Source organism: Plantibacter sp. ME-Dv--P-122b (genome assembly GCF_030209375.1).
Taxonomy (GTDB): Bacteria; Actinomycetota; Actinomycetes; order Actinomycetales; family Microbacteriaceae; genus Plantibacter.
The window spans coordinates 1,012,194-1,032,401 of the sequence record NZ_JARVSC010000003.1 but is presented as its reverse complement, the minus strand read 5'-3'; the positions used below and the strand labels follow the sequence as shown (position 1 = coordinate 1,032,401).

Here is a 20,208-nt window from a genome sequence, read left to right as displayed (position 1 = left end):
CCCGCCCGGGGTGCTACTTGGTGCGGCCGCCGTCGACGAACGCGTCGGTCGCGACCTTCTGGGCGTTCGCGAGTGCGTCCTTCGTCGACCCGGAGCCGGAGATGTACTCCGCGAGGATCTGGCCGATCTTCTCGCCCATGCCGGACCACTCGGGGATGCTCGGCAGGGAGTTGCCGACGTACGGGGTGTCACCGACGGCGGGGTGAGTGAAGTCCACGTTCTCGAGCGACTCGAGCACGAGGCTCGCGTACGGGGCGACGGCCTGGTACTCGGGCGCCTGGTAGGTGGAGGCACGGGCGCCGGTGAGGACGTTCAGCCATCCCTTCTTCTCGGCGACGAGCTTGACGTAGTCCTTCGAGGTGACCCAGGTCATGAACTTGAACGCGGCGTCCTGGTTCTTCGAGGAGGAGGTGAGGCCGATGCCCCAGCCGCCGACGGTCTGCGTGTTGCCCTTGCCGGGGCCGGCGGGCGACAAGGCGTAGCCCATCTTCCCGGCGACGGCGGAGTCGGCGCCCTCGAAGACGTCGGCCGAGACGGTCGCGTCGTAGTAGATGGCGGCCTTGCCGCTCGACATCAGGTTGAGCGTCTCGGTGTAGCCGTTCGACGAGGCCTCGGGTGCGCCCGCGTCCTTCTGCAGCTTGCGGTAGAACTCCCACGCCTCGGCCATCTCGGGCGAGTCGTAGCCGGCGTTCCAGTCGTCGTCGGCGATCTGCGCACCGTAGGCGTACTGGATGGTGTTGTGGATGTACATGTTCTCGCCGTAGCCCGCCTTGCCGCGGATCGCGATGCCGACCTGGCCGGTGGCCGGGTCGTTCAGCTGGGTGGCGAAGTCGTAGATCTCGTCCCACGTCGGCTGGGCCGGCATGGTGAGCCCGGCGGCGTCGAACAGGTCCTTGCGATACATGGTCATCGTGCTCTCGCCGTAGAGCGGGATCGCGGCCATACCCTGCTTCTCGGAGGAGAAGGCCGAGACGGTGCCAGCGATGAGGTCGTCCTCGTCGTACGCGGCCTTCTCGTCGGCGTCCATCTTCTCGAACATCGGGTCGAGCGGGACGGTCCAGCCAGAGTCGAGGTAGGTGCCGGCGTCGGACGTCCCGAGGGTGACGACGTCGAACTGGCCGCCGTTGACGGCGACGTCCTGCTGGATCTTGGAACGGATGTCGTTCTCGGTGAGCATGACGAACTCGACCTCGATGCCGGTCTCCTTCGTGAACTCCGGGGCGAGTTCCTGCATCGTCATCATCGGGCCGTTGTTCACGGAGGCGATGACGATCTTCTTCCCGTCACCTCCGCCCGAGGGGTTTGCTCCCTGGCAGCCGGTCAGAACGACGGCGAGGATGACGACAGCTGCGGGGACGGCGAGTCTCCGCAAACGCTTCTGGGACATAGGGGCCTCCTGGTTAACACCATTGTTATTTACACGATAAACAGATTTCCTGGAGCAGGTCAACACTTCCGCGGTCACAGATCGATATCGGCGGGGTTTTCCTTCGCGCTGTGAACATCGTTACCCGCAAACGGGTGTCCCGGCGAGGTGTCGAGCGGGGATGTGGCACGGGCGGACGGTCTTGCCGGTTTCGAACGCTACCGATTCGGCTTGTGTTTGCTTTGCTTCGAGTGCACAGAAACAGGTATCGTCGAGCTTGTCAAGAACCAGCCCGTCCGACGGGCATCCGGATCGGTGTCGTCGAGGCGCCGAGCACGACCAGGAAGGGAGGCCGCCATGAGCGAGCCTTCGAGCTCACGGGACGCGTTCGCAACCGAGCGCCGGGAGCGTATCTGGCGCCTCGTCACCGAGCGGGGGCGCGTGCGGACCTCCGAGCTCGCCCGGTCGTTCGACGTGACCGAGCCGACGATCCGGAAGGACATCGCCGAGTTGGAGTCGCGCGATCTGCTGCGACGCACCCACGGCGGTGCCGTCGCGCGCCGCCCGATGACCGAGGTGCCCGTCGGTGAGCGCGAGCGGAAGTTCGTCGCGGAGAAGCAGCGCATCGCCGAGACGTGCCTGCAATTCATCCAGGACGGCGACGCGATCTTCCTCGACGGCGGGACGACGACGATCCAGCTCGCGATGCTCCTCGCGGATCGTGGCGCAGGCGTGCCGCGCGACGTGAAGGTCATCACGAACTCGTTCGCGGTCGGTGAGGTCCTCGGCAACCGGCTGGACGAGCACCCGGTCGTCCTCGGTGGTCGCTACCGACCGCAGGGGAGGTGCTTCGTCGGCCCGCTGACCATGCGGAGTCTCGAGCAGTTCCGGGTCGACGTTGCGTTCATCGGCGTCACGGGCGTGAACGGCGACGGTGCGTTCGCGGCGGACATCGGCGAGGCCGAGGTGAAGGGTGCCGTCGCCAGACGGGCCACCCGCGTCATCATCCCGATGGACCACTCCAAGGTCGGGTTGACCGACTTCGTGGAGGTCTGCCCGCTCTCGGCCGTCGACACGATCGTCACGGATCGTCCCGACGGGCAGCTCACCGAGTGGGCCGGCGCGCACGACGTCTCCCTGGTGTACCCGGAGGACTGAACCGGCGGCACCCCGACCGCTCCGGCGGTCGCACCAGCACGGGCGCGGAGCGGTTCCGCGACCGGAACGATCCGTGTGGATCGACTCATCCATTTCGAAGGAGAAACATGAGCACCATCACCCACCCCGACCGCTTCGCCGGTAAGACCGCCATCGTGACCGGGGCCGGTGGTGCCATCGGTTCCGCGACCGCCCGCCGGCTGGCGGCGCAGGGGGCGAACGTCGTCGTCGTCGACTTCGACGAGACGACCGCCCAGGCGACCGTCGACGCCATCACCGCCGACGGCGGCACCGCTCGGGTCCGCGTCGCCGACGTGAGCGACCCGGAACAGGTCCGCGGGTACGTGGACTACACGCTCGAGCAGTTCGAGCGAATCGACATCCTCTTCAACAACGCGGCGATCAACGGTCAGATGGTGCCGATCGTCGACTACCCGCTCGACGTCTACCGCAAGGTGGTCGCGATCAACCTGGACGGGGTGTTCTACGGCCTCCACTTCACCCTGCCGCACATGATCGAGCAGGGCTTCGGCAACATCGTGAACACCGCCTCGGTCGCGGGGATCATCGGGCACGCCGACCACTCCGCGTACGCCGCGACGAAGCACGCCGTCGTCGGCCTCACCCGCGTGGCGGCCGCCGAGGTGGCCGGCAAGGGGGTCCGGGTCAACACGCTGGCCCCCGGGCCGGTGAATGCGCCGATGATGCACGCGAACGAGCGGATGCAGACGCCGGACGACCCGATGCGCTACCGCCGCAAGGTCCTCGCGAACATCCCGGCCGGCCGATACGCCGAGATCGACGAGATCGCGAGTGCCGCCTGCTGGCTCATGAGCGACGAGTCGGAGTACGTGCACGGCATCGTGCTGCCGGTCGAAGGCGCCTTCACGTCGTCGATCTGACGCGGACCTCCTCGATCTGACGCCGACGTCGTCGATCCCGCGCAGAACGGCCGGCACCCGATGTCCGGGTGCCGGCCGTTCGAGTGGTCGCCGTGCCGCGATCAGCGCAGGGTCAGGCCGCCGTCGATGATGAGGTCGGCGCCCGTCATGTGGCCAGACGCGTCGCTCGCCAGGAACACGTAGGCCCCAGCGAGGTCCTCGATCGTCGCGAGTTTGCCCATGGGGGTGATCTGCTTCCAGCCCTCCTGCTGCGGCTTCATCCGCGGCGTCTCGACCATCGGGGTGATGGTGAACCCGGGGCTCACCGAGTTGACGCGGACGCCGTGCGGGCCCCACTCGTAGGCGAGGGTGCGGGTGAGGCCCCAGGCCGCGGACTTCGACGAGTTGTAGGGCGCCTGGTACTGCGGCACGGAGAAGAACGAAGAGATCGACACCGTGTTGATGATCGAGCCGCGGACGCCGTTCTCGATGAACCAGCGGCCCTCCTCGCGGCAGCAGTAGAACATGCCGTCGACGTTGACGCCGTAGACGCGGCGCCATTCCTCGTCGGTGGTCTCCGTAGCGGCACCCGCGTTGCCGACGCCCGCGTTGTTGACGGCGATGTCGAGACCGCCGAGCCGGTCGGCGACGGCGGGGATGAGGTCGGCGACGGCCGCGGAGTCGGTGACGTCGCAGGTAAAGTGCTCCACCTCGAGGCCGTGTGTCTCGGAGAGTCGCGCTGCGGCCGCCGCGGGGTCGGCTGCCGCGAGGTCGACGACGGCGAGCTTCGCCCCGGCGCCGATCAGGGCGTCCGCGACACCGTAGCCGATCCCCTGCGCGGCCCCTGTGACGAAGGCGGCTTTGCCTTCGAGCGAAAACGACACCATGTGTGACTCCCTTGTTCCGTGATTTGCGTGTTCAGCAGCATCTGCCGGTCCCATGTTCGCTTGACGGCTCCGAAATGGCAAGAAACCAAAATAAAGCAAACCTGATACGATCCATTTCGAAAGTGAGGCAGTGATGCACATCGGACTGGACATCGGCGGCAGCAAGGTCGCGGCGGTCGCCGTCGACGCGGCCGGCAGCGTCGTCGCCGAGGACTGGCAGGCACACCACGCCCAGGGCAACGCCGCGGTCGCGGCCGAGCTGATCGCGGCGGTGGCACGCCTCGCCGGCAGCGGTCCGATCGACTCCGTGGGGGTCTCCGTGTCCGGACTGGTGCGACGCGACGGCACGATCACGAGCGGCGCCTCGCTCCGTATCGTCGGCGACCTCGGATCGGACCTCGCCACGTCGCTCGGCACCACCGTCCGGGTGGTCAACGACGGTGATGCGACCCTGCGGTCCGTCCTCGACCGGCACGAGACCGAGACCGGCGAACGGGTGCGCGACGCCGTCCTGCTCACGCTCGGGACCGGGGTCGGCGGTGCGATGGTTGCCGATGGCCGCGTCGTCGATGGTGTCACCGGCCTCGCCGGAGAACTCGGGCACCTGCCCGTCCTGCCGCCGACCGACGCGCGCTGCGTGTGCGGCGGCTCAGGCTGCCTCGAGCAGGTGGCGGGCGGGAAGGGCGTCGGCGTCCTCGCGGCGCAGGCCGTCGAGGCCGGATGGGCTCCCGGGCACGGGGTCGCAGCGAACCCGTCCGCGAAGGACGTCGTCGAGGCCGCGCTGCGGGGCGACCCCGTCGCCACCGCGCTGCTCGACCAGGCGGCCGCCGCCTGCGCGCAGGCCATCCGTGCCATCTGCGTCACGATCGAACCCGCCGTCGTGTTCCTGGGCGGGAGCATCGCGCACGGAGCCGCCGAACTGCTCCCCGCGCGCATCGAGCACCACCTCCACCGGCACTGGTCGTTCGCGGGCCTCACGACGCCCCCGCCGGTCCGCCTCGACGCGATCGGCCCGTTCGCGGCGGCCATCGGAGCCGCCCTCCTCGCCGGCGACCACCTCAGCCCAGCACCTGCGACGGCGACCCTCGTCGTCTGACCCCTGTCCCCGCTCCACCCACCTGTCCCGCACCACACTCTGGAAGGCAACCGCTATGACCACCCCTCTGCGCATCGGCATGATCGGCTGCGGACGGATCGCGCAGGCCGCGCACCTCCCCGCCCTCGCGAAAACCGATCAGCTGACGCTCGTCTCCGTCTACGACCCGAGCGAGCTCCTGTCGTCTCAGGTCGCGGCCCGCTACGGCGTCACCAGCTCGGTGACGCTCGACGACCTCCTCGCCGCCGACATCGACGCCGTCGTCATCGCGACCCCCGACCGCTTCCACCATCAGCTGGGCATGGCGGCCCTGCGGGCCGGCAAGCACGTCCTCGTGGAGAAGCCGCTCGCGGCGACGGTCGAGGAGGCCGAGGAGCTCGTGGCGCTCGCCGCCGAGCGCGGCCTCCGGCTCCAGACCGGTGCCATGAAGCGTCACGACCCCGGTGTCGCCTTCGCGCACGACGCCCTACCGGAGCTCGGGCGGGCCGTGTCGTACCACTCGGTCTACCGGGTGCCGGCCCGCCGCGCGCCCATCGAGGCCACGCTGTTCCCCGACATGATCGTGGACGACGCGGTCCGTGCCGTCGAGAACACCTTCAAGTCGAGCGGGAACCGCACGGGGTACCTCCTCGCGACCCACGGGGCCCACGTCTTCGACACGCTCATCCACTTCACGGGTCTGCCTCGCTGGATCCGGGTGCACGGGAGCCAGGTGGGCGAGGATTACACCTGGCACGGAGTCGTCGGCCTGGCCGAGGGCGGCGTCGGGTCCTTCGAGATGACCGTCGACGTCCACGGCGACTGGTCGGAGGGTATCGAGCTGTCCGCCGAGAAGGGCACGATCCGGACGAGGACGCACCAGCCGTTCTGGAAGCGCGCCTCCGACGTCGAGGTGTTCGTCGAGTCCGAGGGCTTCTCGCGTCGCCCGCACCCGACGGACACGAACGCGTTCAAGCTCCAGCTGGAGGCCTTCGCGGCCGCCGTCGCAGCCGGTGGCGGGGAGAGCCCGAGCCCGCAGGACGGGGTCTCCGTCGTGCGTCTCATCGACGCGGCGGTCGCGAGCGCGGCGGCTGACGGCGAACTCGTCGCCCTCACCGAACCGGCCCTCCGATGAGCGGCATCGACCTCGGTGTCTTCGCCCGGTGTTTCCCGGCGCAGGCGCCGGAACCGCTCGGCCGGGCGATCGCGGACGCGGGATTCTCCTCCGTGCAGCTCAACCTCTCGGCCGTCGGGCTCCCGACGATCCCGGACGCGCAGGCGCTCGAGGACATCGACCTGGTCTCCGTCCGTCGCGATCTCGAGGCCCCGGGGCTGCGCATCTGGGGGCTCTCCGGCTCCTACAACCTCGCCCATCCCGACCAGGAGCGTGCGCGGGTGCAGACCGAGGACGCCGCTCGGCTGATCCGTCGTGCACCGGAGCTCGGGGTCGTCGCCGTCACGCTGTGCACGGGGAGTCGGAATCCCGACGACATGTGGCGGGCGCACCCGGACAACGACACGGCGGAGGCCTGGGCGGACCTGCTGCGCAATCTCGGTCCCCTGCTCGACGCCGCCGACGAGGCCGACGTGTTCCTGGCGGTCGAACCGGAGCCGGGCAACGTCATCTCGGGCACCGATGCGGCCGTCCGGCTTCTCGACGAGCTGGGGGAGCGCGCCTCGCGCATCGGCTTCATCCTCGACCCCGCGAACCTCGTCGGCGAGACGGGACCCGACGATTACGAGACGGTGCTGCGCGACGCGTTCGACCGACTCGGGTCGCGGGCCATCTGCGTCCACGCGAAGGACGTCGTCACGTGGGACGAGCGGATCGCGGGCGCCGCTGGGCTCGACTTCGACCTGGTGCGAGCGCTGCACGCCGCCCTGCCGCGCCCGGTTCCGGTCATCGTCCAAGACGCGGACCCCGCGAACCTCGCCGCGGTCCGTGCGCTCGTGCTCGGCGACGCATGAGCGCGGTCGACCCGTCCGTCGCGTACGCGGAGACCGCGGCGGCCACGGTCATCGGTTCCGGCGAGACGGTCGTGCTCATGCTCCACGGGCTCGGCGGTGACCGGAACCAGCCCCTGGGGCTCCTGAGTGAACCGCCCGTCGAGGGAATCACGGTGATCGCACCCGACCAGCGTGCCCACGGGGAGACGGTCGTCATCGGCGAGCCGGAGGACTTCACGGTCGACCGCCTGGCCGACGACGCCGTCGCCCTGCTGCGGAGTCGAGGACTCATCGCCCGTCCGCTCATCGTGGTGGGGATCTCGATGGGAGCGGCGGTCGCGTTGCGGTTGCTGCAGCGGGGCGGGCTCCGGATCCGGGGTGGGCTGCTCGTCCGACCGGCGTTCGCCGAAACGCCCTGGCCGGAGCACCTGCGGGTCTTCCGGGAGGTCGCGGCGCTCCTCCGGTCGGCGGGGGCCGCCGGGGTCGAGACCTTCGCGGCCTCCGAGGCGTACCGGTCGATCGCCGCGGTGTCGCACGCCGGTGCCGAGAGCCTGCTGGCCCAGTTCACCAAGCCGGGAGCCGTCGAGCGGGTCGTGCGCCTCGAGCAGGTTCCGGTGAACCCGTCGATCACGTGGGACGGGCGATGGACCGCGCCCTACCCGATCGTGGTGGTCGGGGCCGAGGCGGATCCGGTGCACCCGCTCTGGGTGGCCGAGCTCTGGCACGAGCGGTTGTCGACCTCCGAACTGGTCGTGGCCCCGTCGCGCGACCGGGAACCGGCGGCCTACGACGAGCAGATGCGGGACGTCACTCGCCGCTGCCTGGAGGCCTGGCGCGACCGCCGCTGACGGCGTCCCCGCTCCGCCCGCACGGTCGTTCAGGCGGCGGCGCGCACGTCCTGCATGAGCCGGGGCGTGCGCCGCTCGCCGACCCGCTGGAACCACACGGACGGTGGGTAGGCCAGCCGGACGACGAAGTAGTTCACGTACTCGATGACACCCAGGAGCCAGACGAACGGGATGCCGATGGCCGCGAACGGGTGGGCGGGGAACCAGACGATGATGCCGACGAGTCCGGCGAGCAGCAGTGCCGCGTCGAGCACACGGAACCCGCGGTAGGTGGCGGCCAGCCCGCCGGGCATCGTGCCCTGCTTGACCCACCGCCGTGCGAGCAGCCAGTAACCGCCGGCCTGCACGAGGATCACCAGCAGGGGTAGGAGGGCCGACCAGAACGCGAGTGCATCGGTCGGCCGTTCGAACAACGGCAGCGCCGAGACGAACGCGACCCAGATGAACACGACGGCAGCGAACAGCTCGCCGAGTCCGAGGCTCAGGTAGCGGCCCCGGAGGACCCTGCGGCGATCATCGGTCATGTCACCAGCCTAAACACGGTGTGGCGGGCCGGTCGAGTGCGCTCGACAGGCCTTCAGGTGCTCAGAACGTGACGGTCGGCAGGGTCATGATCTCGGCGCCGTCCTCGGTGATCGCGATGGTGTGCTCGCTGTGGGCGGTGCGGCTGCCGGTCACGCTGCGGAGGGTCCAGCCGTCGGCGTCGGTGACGAGCTTGTCGGTGTCGGCCATGACCCAGGGCTCGATCGCGAGGAGCAGGCCCGGGCGCAGCTTGTAGCCGCGGCCGGCGCGTCCGTCGTTCGAGACGTGCGGGTCCTGGTGCATGGTCGTGCCGATGCCGTGGCCGCCGAACTCCATGTTGACCGGGTAGCCGGCGCCACGGAGGACGGTGCCGATCGCGAAGGAGATGTCGCCGATCTTCGCACCCGGCTTGGCGGCTGCGATGCCGGCGGCGAGGGCCTCCTGGGTGGTCTCGATGAGCGTGAGGTCTTCGGGGGTCGCCGTGCCGACGACGAAGCTGATGGCCGAGTCGGCGGCGATGCCGTCGAGCAGGACGGCGAGGTCGAGGGTGAGGAGGTCGCCGTCGGCCAGCGTGTAGTCGCGGGGGAGGCCGTGCAGGACGGCGTCGTTGACGGCGGTGCAGATGTAGTGGCCGAAGGGACCGCGACCGAAGGAGGGGGCGTAGTCGACGTAGCAGGAGACGGCGCCGGCCTCGAGGATCATCGCCTTGGCCCAGCGGTCGATCTCGAGGAGGTTGGTGCCGACCGTCACGCGGTGCTTGAGCGTGTGGAGGATGTTCGCGACGAGCTCGCCGGTGCGACGTGCCTTCGCGACCTCGGTGGGGGTGAAGATCTCGATCATGCGGGGCCCTTCCATCGGGGTGCTGCGTTCGTGGTGCGGTGGTGTTCGTGCCGCGAACGGCGCTCGGCCAATAACTATACCGGTCAAACTATCCCGTACTACACTGGGCGCATGGTCCGCCTCCCGCTCACCCCCACCGACGTCGAACGCGGTCAGCGCCTCGGTGCGCTCCTCCGCGAGGCTCGCGGGGAGCGGTCGATGCTCGACATCGCCCTCGACGCCGGTCTGTCGCCGGAGACGCTGCGCAAGATCGAGTCGGGCCGGGTTGCGACGCCGGCGTTCTCGACGATCGCCGCGATCGCCGAGGTCCTCGGTCTCTCCCTCGACGAGGTCTGGGCCACGATCAGCCCCACCCGGCGCGCCGTGGCGTCCCCCGCCCGCCTCCCCGAGCGCCTCGTCTCCTAGCTCCCCGGTCGCCTCCGGTCCCTGAGCCTGGCCCCGGTCCCTGAGCTTGCTCACACGACGAGCCGGCCGTATCCGCCCAACGTCCCCTCCGGTCCCTGAGCTTGTCGAAGGGCGCTCAACCTATCCCGTCCCTCGACCTCCCCCCCTGGTCCCTGAGCTTGTCGAAGGACTCACGCAACCGGTCGGCCGTTTCCGCCCAACGTCCCCCTCCGGTCCCTGAGCCTGTCGAAGGGCGTGCAACCTATCCCGTCCCTCGAACTCTCTCCGGTCCCTGAGCTTGTCGAAGGGTCTGTGTCCGCCCCTACTGTGTGTCGCTCGTCGTCGGCTCGACCGGCCGGGTGAAGACGTTCTCGCTGATCTTCGTCCAGCCGTCGGCAGGTTCGAGCGCAGTGTCGACGACGGCGTCGGAGAGCACCGTGTACTCGTCGACGCTGTCGCTCAGGCCGACGCGGTCGCCGCTGCCGCAGGCGCGGAACGGTTGCGTCGCCGCGAACACGATGATGCAGATCCGCGGCTGACCCTCCTCGGTCGCTGAGGCGAGGAAGACCTCCGTGTCGCCCTGGACGGCGACGAGACGGGTGGAATCGGCGTCGATGGCGAACGGGTCGCCGGTGTCGGCTCCGACGGAGTGCTCAGGTAATCGGTCCTGCTCGTTCTGGTCGCGCTGCAGGTCCGCATACGTCGGGCCCCCGCCGGTGCAGGCGCTCAGTCCGGCGGCGAGGGCCAGCGCCGTGAGTCCTGCTGCGATGCGTCGATGCATGTGACGTCCCCCGAGGTCGATTCCCGACAGCCTACGACTCCTGCTCCCGGGCGGCAGCCGCCGCCCCGGACGCGCGACTCGCGAGGGCGAACGCGACGACTCCGAGGAACACCGGGCCGACCACTCCGACCATTCCGCCGAGGACGGCGATGAGTGGCGTGAAGAGCGACACGTCCGATCCCGCTGCGACGACGATGACCTGCTGAGCCGCCCAACACAGTGCCGCAGCCGTGACGACCCACAGTGGAGCAAGGTTCCACGGCCGGGGCACCGTTCCGACGCGGGCGATCTGCGTCGTGGCGATCGCAGACAGCACGAACTGGAGGAGGGCGTCGAGGTACCCGAAGCTCAGGAAGGTGCCGACACCCGATTGCTCGGTCACGGTGCCACGGACGAATGCGCTGATCGCCGTCCAGACGCCCAGTGCGAGGAGTGCGGATGTGCCGAGTGGTCGCCCTCGCGGTCACGCTGGAGGAGCGGTTCGAGCCGATCGCGAACATCACGATCGAGACCGTGATGAGGAGGGTCGCAAGGAGGCCCCCGGTCGGTCCGAGGAACGCTCCGAGCTGCATGAGCGGGCCGAGCAGGACGGAACCGATCATCAGTGCTCCGGCGACGATCCACACCTGTTTGGACCCTGACGTGACTGCGTTCGATTCCCCCATGGGCGCCCAGTCTACGGATGGGGCATTTCCCTGCTCGAGGAGCGCCGGTCCTGGGACACCCTTCCCGGTCCTGGGCCACCCTTCCCGCTCCCTGAGCTTGTCGAAGGGCCCACACCTCCCTCGGTCCCTGAGCTTGTCGAAGCGCGCACACCCCTCCCGCTCCCTGAGCCTGTCGAAGGGCGCTCGTCCACACCTCGACCGAGTCAACGAGCGGAGCCCTACCCCGAGTCACTCGGCTAGCGGCGGCCACCTCCGCCCGAGACCCCTTCCCGCTCCCTGAGCTTGTCGAAGGGCCCACGAGTCCGCCCCTCCCGCGAAGGCTTCGGCCCTGGCGGGTGTTCCTCGTGTGCACTTCGACAGGCTCAGTGACCGTTCTACGGTTCCGCGTCGCTGGTTCCCGCGGCGTTCCCTGAGCATGTCGAAGGGCCCACGAATGGCCCACCTCCCTCCCATGACAGCGGCCCGTGGCACACTCGACCCATGGAACCCGAGGTCGCGATCCGCGTCGCCACGCCGGCCGACGCCGCCGGGTTGGCGGAGCTGAAGTTGATGATGTCGCCGTCGGCCACCCCGCTCGCCGACTGGGAACGAGCGCTCTTCGCCCACGACCTCGTCTCGTGGATCGCCGTCGACCCTGACTCCCGCGTGTGCTTGGTCGCCGAGGTCGACGATCGGCTCGTCGGCATGGCATGGCTCGTCGTGTTCTCCCGCGCACCCAACATCGGCGCACTCCGCCGGCTGACGGGCGATGTGCAGAGCGTGTTCGTCCGCCGGGAGTTCCGCGGTCGCGGCATCGCCGGCCGTCTCGTCGATGGACTCCTCGACGCCGCCCGCGCTCGCGACATCGGGCGGGTCTCCGTCAGCTCGAACGACGCGGGTGCGCCGGTCTACCGCCGTGCCGGGTTCGAGGAAGCGCCGCTGCTCCTCGAGTGGCGGGCCGAGGCGGACGGATCCCGCTAACCTCCAACGGTGGCTCAAGAACTGATCTGGTTGACCCTGCTGGCGCTCGCAGTCGTGGTGGTCCTCGCCGGCTGGATGAAGTACCTGCGCAAGCCGACTTGGAGCGGTCGGCCCTTCGGCATCCTCGTGCTGACGAGCCTGCCGACGTTGGTGCTCCTGGTGGTCGGCGCGCTTTCGGTGGTCAGCGAATGGCCGATCCTCCCCGCCATCGCCCCGTTGCTCCTGTTCTTCGGCGCGCTGCTGCAGGTCGTCCACGCCGCGGACGATTCGGAGAAGCTGGGAGACGACGGGCGCGACGCGTTGGCGCTCGCCGGCTGGATCGCCGTGCTCTTCGGTGCCGGCTGGGCGGCGGTCGATGCGCTCATCTGACGGTCGCCTGCAGCTTCCCGAGAACGACGAATCGCCCTGATCCGCGAGCCGAGCGGGCTCGGGACGGTTCAGGGCGATCCGCGATGCGGCGTGATTACATGTCGCGGTAGCGCTTGGCCTCGGCGACGAGCTCACGCAGCTTGTCGGCGTCGACGTCCGGGCCGTAGCCGGGGGTGTCGCGCTGGATGCGCCATCCCTCGGAGAGTGCGCCGATGTCGAGGGGCTCGAACCCGAAGGAGTCGATGAGCGCGGCGACCGTGGCCTTCGCGTCGGCGTCGTCACCGGCGATGACGAGTGCTCGGCGGTTCGGCGTGCCGGACGGCTTGCCCTTGGTGGTGAGGTCGGCGGCGTAGATGTGGTTGAACGCCTTCACGACCTTCGACTCGGGGAGGTGCGCCTGCAGCATCTCGGCCGTGGTGGTGGTCTCGGCGTCGAGCTCGGCGATGTGGCCGTCGCGCTCGGGGTAGTAGTTGTTCGTGTCGATGACGACCTTGCCCGCGAGCGGTGCGACGGGGACGGTGTCGATCGCGTGCAGCGGGATGGTGACGATGACGATGTCGCCACGCTCGGCCGCGTCGAGGGCGGTGCCGGCGGTGGCGTGCTCGCCGAGCTCCGAGACGAGGTCGGTGAGCGTCTCCGGACCGCGCGAGTTGGACACGATGACGTCGTGACCCTGCGCCACCGTGAGGCGTGCGAGCTGAGAGCCGATGTTTCCTGAACCGATGATTCCGATGGTTGTCATGTTCAGGGGAACGGTTCGGGCGGGGTGGGGCATTCCTCCGCTCGGCGATTCTCAGCGGACGTTCATCCGCGTTGGTTCGGTCGTCAGTCGGTGGCTGCGACGCCCAGGAGCGCGCCGATCGCCGCATCGAGTCTGCTCCGGACGTCGCTCTCGGGTTCCGGGTCATAGCCGAGTTGGGCCGCGACGCCGCCCGCGAGCGCCCAGACGGCCCAGGCGGCGGTGTCCGGTTCGACCCAGGCCGGGATCTCGCCCTCCGAGCGTCCGCGGGAGATGAGCGACGCGATGAGCCCGCGAAGTCGGGCGTCGCTCTCGGCGATGGCGGCGGCGATGTCCGGATCGACGAGCGCGACCTGCGCGAACACCTCGCCCTGGCGGTGCGCGGCTCGGCGTGGTTCGTCGAGCGGGAGGACGCCGATGAACAGGTCGACGAGCCACTGTCGCAGGTTCGGGCGGCCTGGTTCGCCGGGTGGCAGGGGCGCCGAGGTGTCGCGGAGTCGGGTGAACGCCGCCGCCACCATCCGCTGCTTGCTCGGGAACGCCTTCTGCACGGAACCGAGCGAGCAGTCGTCCTCGCCCGCGACGGCGCGGAACGACAGGGCGCCCAGGCCGGACCGTGCGACGATCCGCAGCGCCGCGTCGGCGAGTTGGGTTTGGCGCTCGGTCAGGTCCACGTTCTCAGGGTAGGGCTGGGGCGTCGGTCGTCGCTGCGTCGTCCGGCCGCGAGGGCGTTCGTCGCCCGAGGAGCACCGCGTAGCCGAGCATGACGACACAGGCGGCGCCGAGGCCGACGAGCGACCGGCTGTCGCTCGAATCGCCTCCGACGAAGCTGACGAAGTTCCAGGCGGCGTGCCAGACGATCGCGGGCCAGAGGCTGCCGGTGAGCACGAGGAGTTGGGCGGCGACGAGGCCGAACAGGGCCGCGAACGCCACCTGCAGGATGGAGGAGCCGACGTCCGCACCGCCCGCGAGGTTCGCCAGGTGCAGGACGCCGAAGAGGACGGAACTGCCCACGATCGCCGTGCGGGCGCTGCGTGCGCGGAGGATCGCGAACACGATGCCACGGAACCAGGTCTCCTCGTTCAGCGCGACGGCGACGACGAGGACTCCGTACGCCGCGACGGTCGGTGCGTCGACCCGGACACCCTGGGTGCCGAGGATGATCAGGACGGTGGCTGCAGCCGGGACGAACCAGAGCGCGGCGCGCGCTCGCCGCGGACGCCGGTAACCGAAGTCGCGGACGCGAGACGGCGACAGCCGCATGACGAGCAGGCTGAGGATCGCGGAGACGGCTGCGCCGGCGGCGAGGACGAGGGCTGCTCCGGCCTCGCTCGCCCCGGAGAGTTGCGCTGCTGCCGACGCGCCGGCCGTGAACACCACGGGGACGAGCGCGAGGGCGATGGCGGCGAGCCAGGGTGCGCGCACGCGCCAGCTCGCGGCGGGGTGGTCGCCAGGCGGTCCTTGCTCGGGGGAGGGGGCCGGTGCCGAGGCTGAGTCGGGGAGAGGAGGCATGCCGAAAGAATACATGTGTATTCCGATTGGCGTGGCTACCGGATGCGGTCGGGTACGGAGCGGGCCGCCCAGGCCGCCGCTGAGCTCCCTTCTCGGTCACTGAGCGCTCTACCGGTCTCCGAGCTCCTTTCCCGGTCACTGAGCGCTCTACCGGTCTCCGAGCTCCTTTCCCGGTCACTGAGCTTGTCGAAGTGCGCCCTCCGAGAACCTCACGGACCAGAGTTCTGCCGTGGTGACGCTCGCCTCACTCCACCGGCGGAAGCAGCTCGAACGCGAGCGGCTCGGTCGCGACCCCGTTCACCTGCAGTGCGATCCCGTGCGCGCCCGGGTGGTAGCGGCGGGTGGTGATCGCGCGGAACGAGTGCTCCCGCGTGAGGAGGATGTGCTCGCCGGGGGCCAGTTCGGTCGTCGTCAGCTTGAACGTCTTCGTCGTCTGCGAGCCGTTCGCCTTCTGGTGGTGCACGACGTAGTCGATCGCGAGGCGAGCCGTCTCGGCGCCCGTGTTGCGGACGGTCGCGACGAATCGGACCGTTCCGCCGAACGGGATGTGGGCGCTGTCGACCGCGAAGCCCTCGACCTCCGTCGTCGCCGCGCCGAAGCCGAGGGCCGCGAGGGCGCCCGGGTTGCCCCGCTTCACGAGGGTGCGGAGCGCGTGGCGGACGAGTGCCGGGGTGTTGGCGTCGGGGTCGGCGAGCCAGCCGTCGGCGGTCGCGACGACGAGGTCGGGGTCGTCGCGGCTGAGGTCGTTGAGGTGGTTGGCGACGGACCGGCGCACGTACTCGCTCGGGTCTCGGTAGAGGGCGTCGAGGATCGGGACGGTGACGCCCGGGTTCGCGACGATCTCCCGCACGCGCACCGCCCACGGCAGGTAGGGGCGGGTTCCTTCGCTGGCGAGGCGGCGGATGTGCTCGTTGTCGGAGATGGTCCAGTCGAGGACGATGGCGAGCGCGCGGTCGAGATCGTGGCGGAGCAGGGTGCGGATGGCGAACTCGGCGCTGAGGCGCTCGGTGAGTTCGGCGAGGAGTCGCATGGCGTCGTCGAAGGCGTCGGGGGTGCCCTCGTCGACCGCGCGGGCCGCGACGGCGCTCGTCACCGGCCAGATGAGCCAGCCGGTGAACGCGGGGTTCGTCGCCTGGGCGGCGCGGATGATGCCGGCGAGCGTCGGGTAGTCGCCCGGGACGTCCTCGAGCAGGGCATCGCGCAGGAGGTCGGCCCGCTCGCGGAGCGCGAGACCGCCGAGCTGCTCGGCAGCGTGGGCCGTGGCGTCGAACGGGTTGCCCGGCGCGGCCTCCTGGAGCGAGCGGGTGAGGGTGCGGGCGACGGCGGTGCCGAGGAGCTCGTCTGCGAAGGGCATACGGCGATCATGGCCTGTGCCGCTGACAGGTGTGGTGCCGGGGTGGGCTGAGTTGCCCGAATATGTTCCGATTTCGCGCAATCTGCAACAGATCTGGGCGACTCAAGACGCTTGGCCGTCGCGGCCTGTGCCGAGTCGCCCGAATGTGTTCCAAACTCGCCCGATTCGCAACACATTCGGGTAACTCAGGGTGGTTGAGCGTTGCTGCGTTCGGCGCTGCCGGCGACATCAACGAGGTCGGGTCGACACCCAACCGGCCCAGTGTCAGACTCGGAACGTGACGATCGGCGACCGACAGCATCACTCCCAGCAGCTCAGCGACGGGCTCCACGGAGCTGATCACGACCTCCTCGAACGCCTCAACGCGGCACATGCCGAAGCGCAGATGGTCGGATGGGACTTCTCGCGGTTGGACGAGGCGCTGATCTCCGACAATCCATGGTGGGACTTCGAATCGGACTGCCTGCACGCGCTGCGTGACTCATGCATCGGAGCGCTGGATCTGGGAACGGGCGGTGGGGAGCGGTTGTCCGCGCTCCTGGAATCACTCTCCCGCGAGTCCGCACGTCTGCCCCTGGTCGTCGCTACTGAAGGATGGCCACCCAACGTCCCCGTAGCGAGAGCGCAGCTCGCACCCCGCCACGTCGCGGTGCTGCAGTACGACTCGGATGCCGGCGACGTCCTCGGCCTCCCCGATCAGAGCCAGGATCTCGTGATGTCTCGGCACGAGTCCTACGACGCGGCCGAGGTCGCCCGCGTCTTGGCGCCCGGCGGCAGGTTCCTGACCCAACAGGTTGACGGCTTCGACGCACCCCAGATCCATGAATGGTTCGGGAGTGAGTACACCCACCCCGATGTCACCGTGGAAGCCCACGCGGAGGCTCTGCGGGAAGCGGGGATGCGGATCGACCAGGTCGACTCATGGGAGGGATCGATGCAGTTCAAGGATGCTGTCGCCCTCGTCACCTACATCGGCCTCGTCCCGTGGGATGCTCCCGACTTCACCGTGCAGGCACATGCTCAGCGCCTTCAGGAACTGAATGCGGCAGCTCCCATCACCGTGACCCAGCGCCGGTTCCGGATCTCCGCCACCAAGGAGTAGCGGCTGGCCGACGTTCTGCCTCCGTTCACCCGGTCGCGATAGCCTGGCGCGCATGACTGCATCGCTGACTGCCCTGGCCGAAGAACTCACGCGTCGAGGCCTCGTCGCCTCTCCGGAGATCGAGGACACCTTCGTCTACGGGCTCGCCCGCTTCGACGCGATCGACGCCGAGGTCATGCTCAACGTCGACCCCGAGCCCGAGGAGCAGGAGGGCGAGCCGGAGCCGGCGGCGCTCGCCAACTTGGCGCAGCGGGTCCTGTCGACGCCGACGGCTGAGTGGAAGGTGCTGCTCGACCGCGTGGCGTCGGAGATCAAGGAGGCCGTCGAGTCGGATGAGGTCATCGAGACCGCCGACCTGCGTGATGACCTCGTGCTGCGCTCGGTGATCGTCTTCATCGACGCGGTGCTGCTCTCGTTCGACGCGCCGAAGCAGTTCCCCGACAGCTCGGTGCTCGTGCAGCTCGACGCCGACCTCGCGTTCGAGGCCGTCGAGGTCGAGCCCGACGAGGACGACGAAGAGGGCGTCGAGTCGATCAAGTTCTCGACCGTCGAGGAGCTCGTGCGCCGCCTCTCGATGTGAGTGCGGCGTCGGTCGGTGAGTTCGTGTCTCTTCCGGTCCGTGAGCGTGTCGGAGGGGTGTCCGTGACCGGCACATCCCCGGTTTCTGAGCTTGTCGAAGGGCAGACATGGGCACGGTGACACGCGTCGTTCGACAACCCGTCCTCTGGGCGGTCCTCGGGCTGACCGCCCTCTACATCGCGCTCGTCCTGCTGTTCGTCACGAACTTCGACGGCGGCTGCCGCGAGTCCTATCCGATGAGCTGCCAATTCCTGGAAGTCGACCTGCCTGGCTTGCTCACCACGGTGCTTCTCCTCGCGGCCGTCGCTGTCGCCGCGGGCATCTGCGCCTCGCGTCCGCGATCGGTCGCGAGAGGAACACTGCTCGCTGCGCTCGGAGCCGGTGTCGTCGCCATCATGGTCCTGGGTTTCGAGCTGTCGACGAATCCCGCTTGGGAGTGGCGGTACTGACTGCGAGTCGCCCCGTCAGTTGCGACGTTTTCCGACGCCTTGAGGCCGGCGCCTTCACCTTCGTGACGAGTTCCGGCTGAACATCGCCATCACCGCCCCCCGAGACCGAGGACCGCTACCAGGAGCTGCGCGCCGCGGTCGATGCGCACTGCCCGGTGCTCGACCTGTTCCAGAACCCGACGCCGGTGGAGATCACCGTTTCGAAGGGATGATCGGGGCCGAACGACTCATCCCGGCCGCTCGACGACAAGACCCCACGAACCGGCCGGAGCGGGTTGGTGGGGTCCTGAACGACGACGGGCGAAGTGCCTACTCGTTGAGGTCCATGCTCGAGGCGGAGCACGACGCCGAGGCGTACGCGCCGGTCGAGGTGTTCTCAGCGAGCACCTTGCCGTCGACGGTGATCTTGCAGGAGATGTCACCCGCGTCGTCGGCACCGTTCATCGCCATGACGTAGAAGGAGCTGTAGTCGAAGGTGCCACCGGCCTTGATGGTGAACTCCTTGGTGAAGGGGAGCGCCTGGTCGTTGGCCTGCTCGGTGCCGCTGTTGCCGTCGGTGAACGTCATGTAGGTGATCGACGATGCGGCGGACGTACCGGTGACCTCGTAGACCACGGTGACGTCGCGGTCGGCCTCAGCGGACGATTCCGCCTGTGCGGTCTTGATGCCTTCGCTCACGGCACCCGCGAACCCGGCGGTGTAGGTGATTGCGAGGATGATGCTGAGGACCATCGCGATGAGCGACAGGACCGTGCCCGCGATGGCGAGGCCCTTCGACTTGTTCTTCAGGAAGAGGGCGATGATGCCGAGCACCAGGCCGACGAAGGCGAGGAAGCCGGAGACGAAGTTCACGAACGGGATGAACGCGCCGATGAGCGCGACGACACCGATGATGAGGGCGGCGAGTCCGAGACCGTTGCCGGTCTTCGCGGGCGGCGGCGTCGGCTGGCCGAAACCGGGCTGGCCGTAGGGTGCCTGGACATAGGGCTGCTGGCCCTGGGGTGCCTGGCCGTACGGCTGCTGACCGTAGGGCTCCTGCGGCGACGGAGGCTGCTCGGGGTAGGACATGGTGGTGGTGCCTTTCTGCGGTGTGGTCGGCCGGCGTGCTGGCGTCGGTCGGTGGTGCGGGGAAGCGAGTGGGAGAGTGCCTGGTCAGTGCTGCGTGTGCGACCTGGATGCCCGGCGGGTCAGTAGGGGTACGCGATGAGGCGCCGGTTGGCGGTGTCGACCTGGGACTGCATGGTGCAGAGGTCGATGATCCACCACACGAAGGCGGCGAGGATCGCGACGAAGCCGATGCCGAAGACGCTCAGTGCCCAGCCGCCCCACCAGAGCGCGATGAAGCCGATGCCGGCGCCGACGTTGCCCAGATAGAACTGGTGTGCACCGAAGCCGCCGAGGAGGATCGCCAGCAGGTAGCCGGTGCCGCTCTCCTTGAGCGGACGGGCGTACGGGACCGGTGCCGGGTAGGGCTGATGGTTGTAGGGCATGGGCGCATAGGCGGATGGAGCAGCGGGTGCTCCGTACTGCGGTGGTGCGGCAAGCATCGGCATCGGCCCGGTCGGAGCGAGCGGTGCGACGGCCGAGGTCCAGGCGGTGCCGTCCCAGTACTGCTGCTGACCGGGGCGCTGCGGATTCGGGTACCAACCGGCCGGGATGTGTCCAGGCTGCTGCGGGACGAGCGTCATGTTCATGCTTTCGAGAAGGCACACGCCGACCGAGCGTTCGGTGGGCGGAGCGGCGGAGTCAGGATCGCGCCGCGAGGCCCCCTGCGTACTCAGTGCGATGTC

24 protein-coding genes are annotated in these 20,208 nt (G+C 69.3%); 12 read left to right on the top strand and 12 right to left on the bottom strand.

Translation table 11 applies throughout. The features are described from left to right. Window positions 1–13: 13 nt before the first annotated feature. Entirely contained in the window at window positions 14–1,387 is a 1,374-nt protein-coding gene (locus QRN19_RS09525; RefSeq protein ID WP_285026574.1) for an ABC transporter substrate-binding protein, read from the bottom strand. A gap of 336 nt (window positions 1,388–1,723) precedes the next feature. Between QRN19_RS09525 and QRN19_RS09520 the strand changes: the two genes are divergently transcribed. Both QRN19_RS09520 and QRN19_RS09515 read left to right on the top strand, forming a co-directional pair. Then, on the top strand, window positions 1,724–2,524 hold the full coding sequence (locus tag QRN19_RS09520; protein WP_071258440.1) for a DeoR/GlpR family DNA-binding transcription regulator: 801 nt from the start codon (window positions 1,724–1,726) through the stop codon (window positions 2,522–2,524). Between the two features lie 107 nt (window positions 2,525–2,631). After that, window positions 2,632–3,426 carry an SDR family NAD(P)-dependent oxidoreductase gene (locus QRN19_RS09515; protein WP_285026573.1) on the top strand — a complete coding sequence of 265 codons (795 nt, stop codon included), beginning with the start codon at window positions 2,632–2,634 and terminating at the stop codon, window positions 3,424–3,426. Window positions 3,427–3,527: 101 nt separating this feature from the next. On the opposite strand, the gene QRN19_RS09510 is transcribed toward QRN19_RS09515, so the two are convergent. After that, the gene (locus tag QRN19_RS09510) at window positions 3,528–4,292 is read right to left on the bottom strand and encodes an SDR family NAD(P)-dependent oxidoreductase (RefSeq protein ID WP_285026571.1); all 765 of its coding nucleotides are present in this window, start codon (window positions 4,290–4,292) and stop codon (window positions 3,528–3,530) included. 133 nt (window positions 4,293–4,425) lie between these two features. Between QRN19_RS09510 and QRN19_RS09505 the strand changes: the two genes are divergently transcribed. From QRN19_RS09505 to QRN19_RS09490, 4 genes are read left to right on the top strand one after another with little or no spacing between them, the layout of a single operon-like run. After that, the gene (locus QRN19_RS09505) at window positions 4,426–5,388 is read left to right on the top strand and encodes an ROK family protein (protein ID WP_285026570.1); all 963 of its coding nucleotides are present in this window, start codon (window positions 4,426–4,428) and stop codon (window positions 5,386–5,388) included. Window positions 5,389–5,443: 55 nt separating this feature from the next. Beyond that, a complete protein-coding gene (locus QRN19_RS09500) occupies window positions 5,444–6,502 on the top strand; it encodes a Gfo/Idh/MocA family protein (protein ID WP_285026569.1) in 1,059 nt (352 codons plus the stop codon). Next, window positions 6,499–7,335 (top strand): sugar phosphate isomerase/epimerase family protein, encoded by an 837-nt coding sequence (locus QRN19_RS09495; protein WP_285026568.1) that lies wholly within the window; start codon window positions 6,499–6,501, stop codon window positions 7,333–7,335. Before QRN19_RS09500 ends, QRN19_RS09495 begins: the two co-directional genes overlap by 4 nt. Further along, complete coding sequence (locus tag QRN19_RS09490; protein WP_285026567.1) at window positions 7,332–8,162, top strand: alpha/beta fold hydrolase; 831 nt, start codon at window positions 7,332–7,334, stop codon at window positions 8,160–8,162. Before QRN19_RS09495 ends, QRN19_RS09490 begins: the two co-directional genes overlap by 4 nt. Window positions 8,163–8,191: 29 nt before the next feature. On the opposite strand, the gene QRN19_RS09485 is transcribed toward QRN19_RS09490, so the two are convergent. Both QRN19_RS09485 and map read right to left on the bottom strand, forming a co-directional pair. Then, window positions 8,192–8,686: a hypothetical protein gene (locus QRN19_RS09485; protein ID WP_285026566.1), complete on the bottom strand. Its 495-nt coding sequence runs from the start codon at window positions 8,684–8,686 to the stop codon at window positions 8,192–8,194. 61 nt (window positions 8,687–8,747) lie between these two features. Beyond that, window positions 8,748–9,524 (bottom strand): type I methionyl aminopeptidase, encoded by a 777-nt coding sequence (gene map / locus QRN19_RS09480; RefSeq protein WP_285026565.1) that lies wholly within the window; start codon window positions 9,522–9,524, stop codon window positions 8,748–8,750. Window positions 9,525–9,635: 111 nt separating this feature from the next. Here map and QRN19_RS09475 point away from each other — a divergent pair, with 111 nt between their 5' ends. After that, the gene (locus QRN19_RS09475) at window positions 9,636–9,929 is read left to right on the top strand and encodes a helix-turn-helix domain-containing protein (protein WP_285026564.1); all 294 of its coding nucleotides are present in this window, start codon (window positions 9,636–9,638) and stop codon (window positions 9,927–9,929) included. 301 nt (window positions 9,930–10,230) lie between these two features. Here QRN19_RS09475 and QRN19_RS09470 read toward each other — a convergent pair whose 3' ends face one another. Beyond that, entirely contained in the window at window positions 10,231–10,689 is a 459-nt protein-coding gene (locus QRN19_RS09470; protein ID WP_285026563.1) for a hypothetical protein, read from the bottom strand. A gap of 31 nt (window positions 10,690–10,720) precedes the next feature. Beyond that, on the bottom strand, window positions 10,721–11,071 hold the full coding sequence (locus tag QRN19_RS09465; protein ID WP_285026562.1) for a hypothetical protein: 351 nt from the start codon (window positions 11,069–11,071) through the stop codon (window positions 10,721–10,723). Between the two features lie 763 nt (window positions 11,072–11,834). On the opposite strand from QRN19_RS09465, the gene QRN19_RS09460 reads away from it, so the two are divergent. Both QRN19_RS09460 and QRN19_RS09455 read left to right on the top strand, forming a co-directional pair. Next, window positions 11,835–12,314, top strand: a complete 480-nt coding sequence (locus tag QRN19_RS09460) for a GNAT family N-acetyltransferase (RefSeq protein WP_285026560.1) — start codon at window positions 11,835–11,837, stop codon at window positions 12,312–12,314. Between the two features lie 9 nt (window positions 12,315–12,323). After that, window positions 12,324–12,683, top strand: a complete 360-nt coding sequence (locus tag QRN19_RS09455) for a hypothetical protein (RefSeq protein WP_285026559.1) — start codon at window positions 12,324–12,326, stop codon at window positions 12,681–12,683. 94 nt (window positions 12,684–12,777) lie between these two features. On the opposite strand, the gene QRN19_RS09450 is transcribed toward QRN19_RS09455, so the two are convergent. From QRN19_RS09450 to QRN19_RS09435, 4 genes are all read right to left on the bottom strand, one after another. Continuing rightward, window positions 12,778–13,425: an NADPH-dependent F420 reductase gene (locus QRN19_RS09450; RefSeq protein ID WP_285026557.1), complete on the bottom strand. Its 648-nt coding sequence runs from the start codon at window positions 13,423–13,425 to the stop codon at window positions 12,778–12,780. 83 nt (window positions 13,426–13,508) lie between these two features. Then, entirely contained in the window at window positions 13,509–14,096 is a 588-nt protein-coding gene (locus QRN19_RS09445; protein ID WP_285026556.1) for a TetR/AcrR family transcriptional regulator, read from the bottom strand. A gap of 4 nt (window positions 14,097–14,100) precedes the next feature. After that, the gene (locus QRN19_RS09440; RefSeq protein ID WP_285026555.1) at window positions 14,101–14,934 is read right to left on the bottom strand and encodes a CPBP family intramembrane glutamic endopeptidase; all 834 of its coding nucleotides are present in this window, start codon (window positions 14,932–14,934) and stop codon (window positions 14,101–14,103) included. Between the two features lie 244 nt (window positions 14,935–15,178). Next, window positions 15,179–16,288 (bottom strand): DNA alkylation repair protein, encoded by a 1,110-nt coding sequence (locus QRN19_RS09435; protein ID WP_285026554.1) that lies wholly within the window; start codon window positions 16,286–16,288, stop codon window positions 15,179–15,181. A 277-nt stretch (window positions 16,289–16,565) separates the two neighbouring features. On the opposite strand from QRN19_RS09435, the gene QRN19_RS09430 reads away from it, so the two are divergent. The 3 genes from QRN19_RS09430 (at window position 16,566) to QRN19_RS09420 (ending at window position 18,418) form a co-directional block, all read left to right on the top strand. Beyond that, complete coding sequence (locus QRN19_RS09430; RefSeq protein WP_285026553.1) at window positions 16,566–17,390, top strand: class I SAM-dependent methyltransferase; 825 nt, start codon at window positions 16,566–16,568, stop codon at window positions 17,388–17,390. Between the two features lie 52 nt (window positions 17,391–17,442). Next, window positions 17,443–17,970: a cytochrome C5 gene (locus QRN19_RS09425; RefSeq protein WP_285026551.1), complete on the top strand. Its 528-nt coding sequence runs from the start codon at window positions 17,443–17,445 to the stop codon at window positions 17,968–17,970. 106 nt (window positions 17,971–18,076) lie between these two features. Next, complete coding sequence (locus QRN19_RS09420) at window positions 18,077–18,418, top strand: hypothetical protein (protein ID WP_285026550.1); 342 nt, start codon at window positions 18,077–18,079, stop codon at window positions 18,416–18,418. A 309-nt stretch (window positions 18,419–18,727) separates the two neighbouring features. Here the strand turns inward: QRN19_RS09420 and QRN19_RS09415 are convergent, their stop codons facing one another. Next, window positions 18,728–19,486: an MmpS family transport accessory protein gene (locus tag QRN19_RS09415; RefSeq protein WP_285026549.1), complete on the bottom strand. Its 759-nt coding sequence runs from the start codon at window positions 19,484–19,486 to the stop codon at window positions 18,728–18,730. Between the two features lie 119 nt (window positions 19,487–19,605). Beyond that, a complete protein-coding gene (locus tag QRN19_RS09410; protein WP_285026548.1) occupies window positions 19,606–20,106 on the bottom strand; it encodes a DUF2510 domain-containing protein in 501 nt (166 codons plus the stop codon). Window positions 20,107–20,208: the final 102 nt, after the last annotated feature.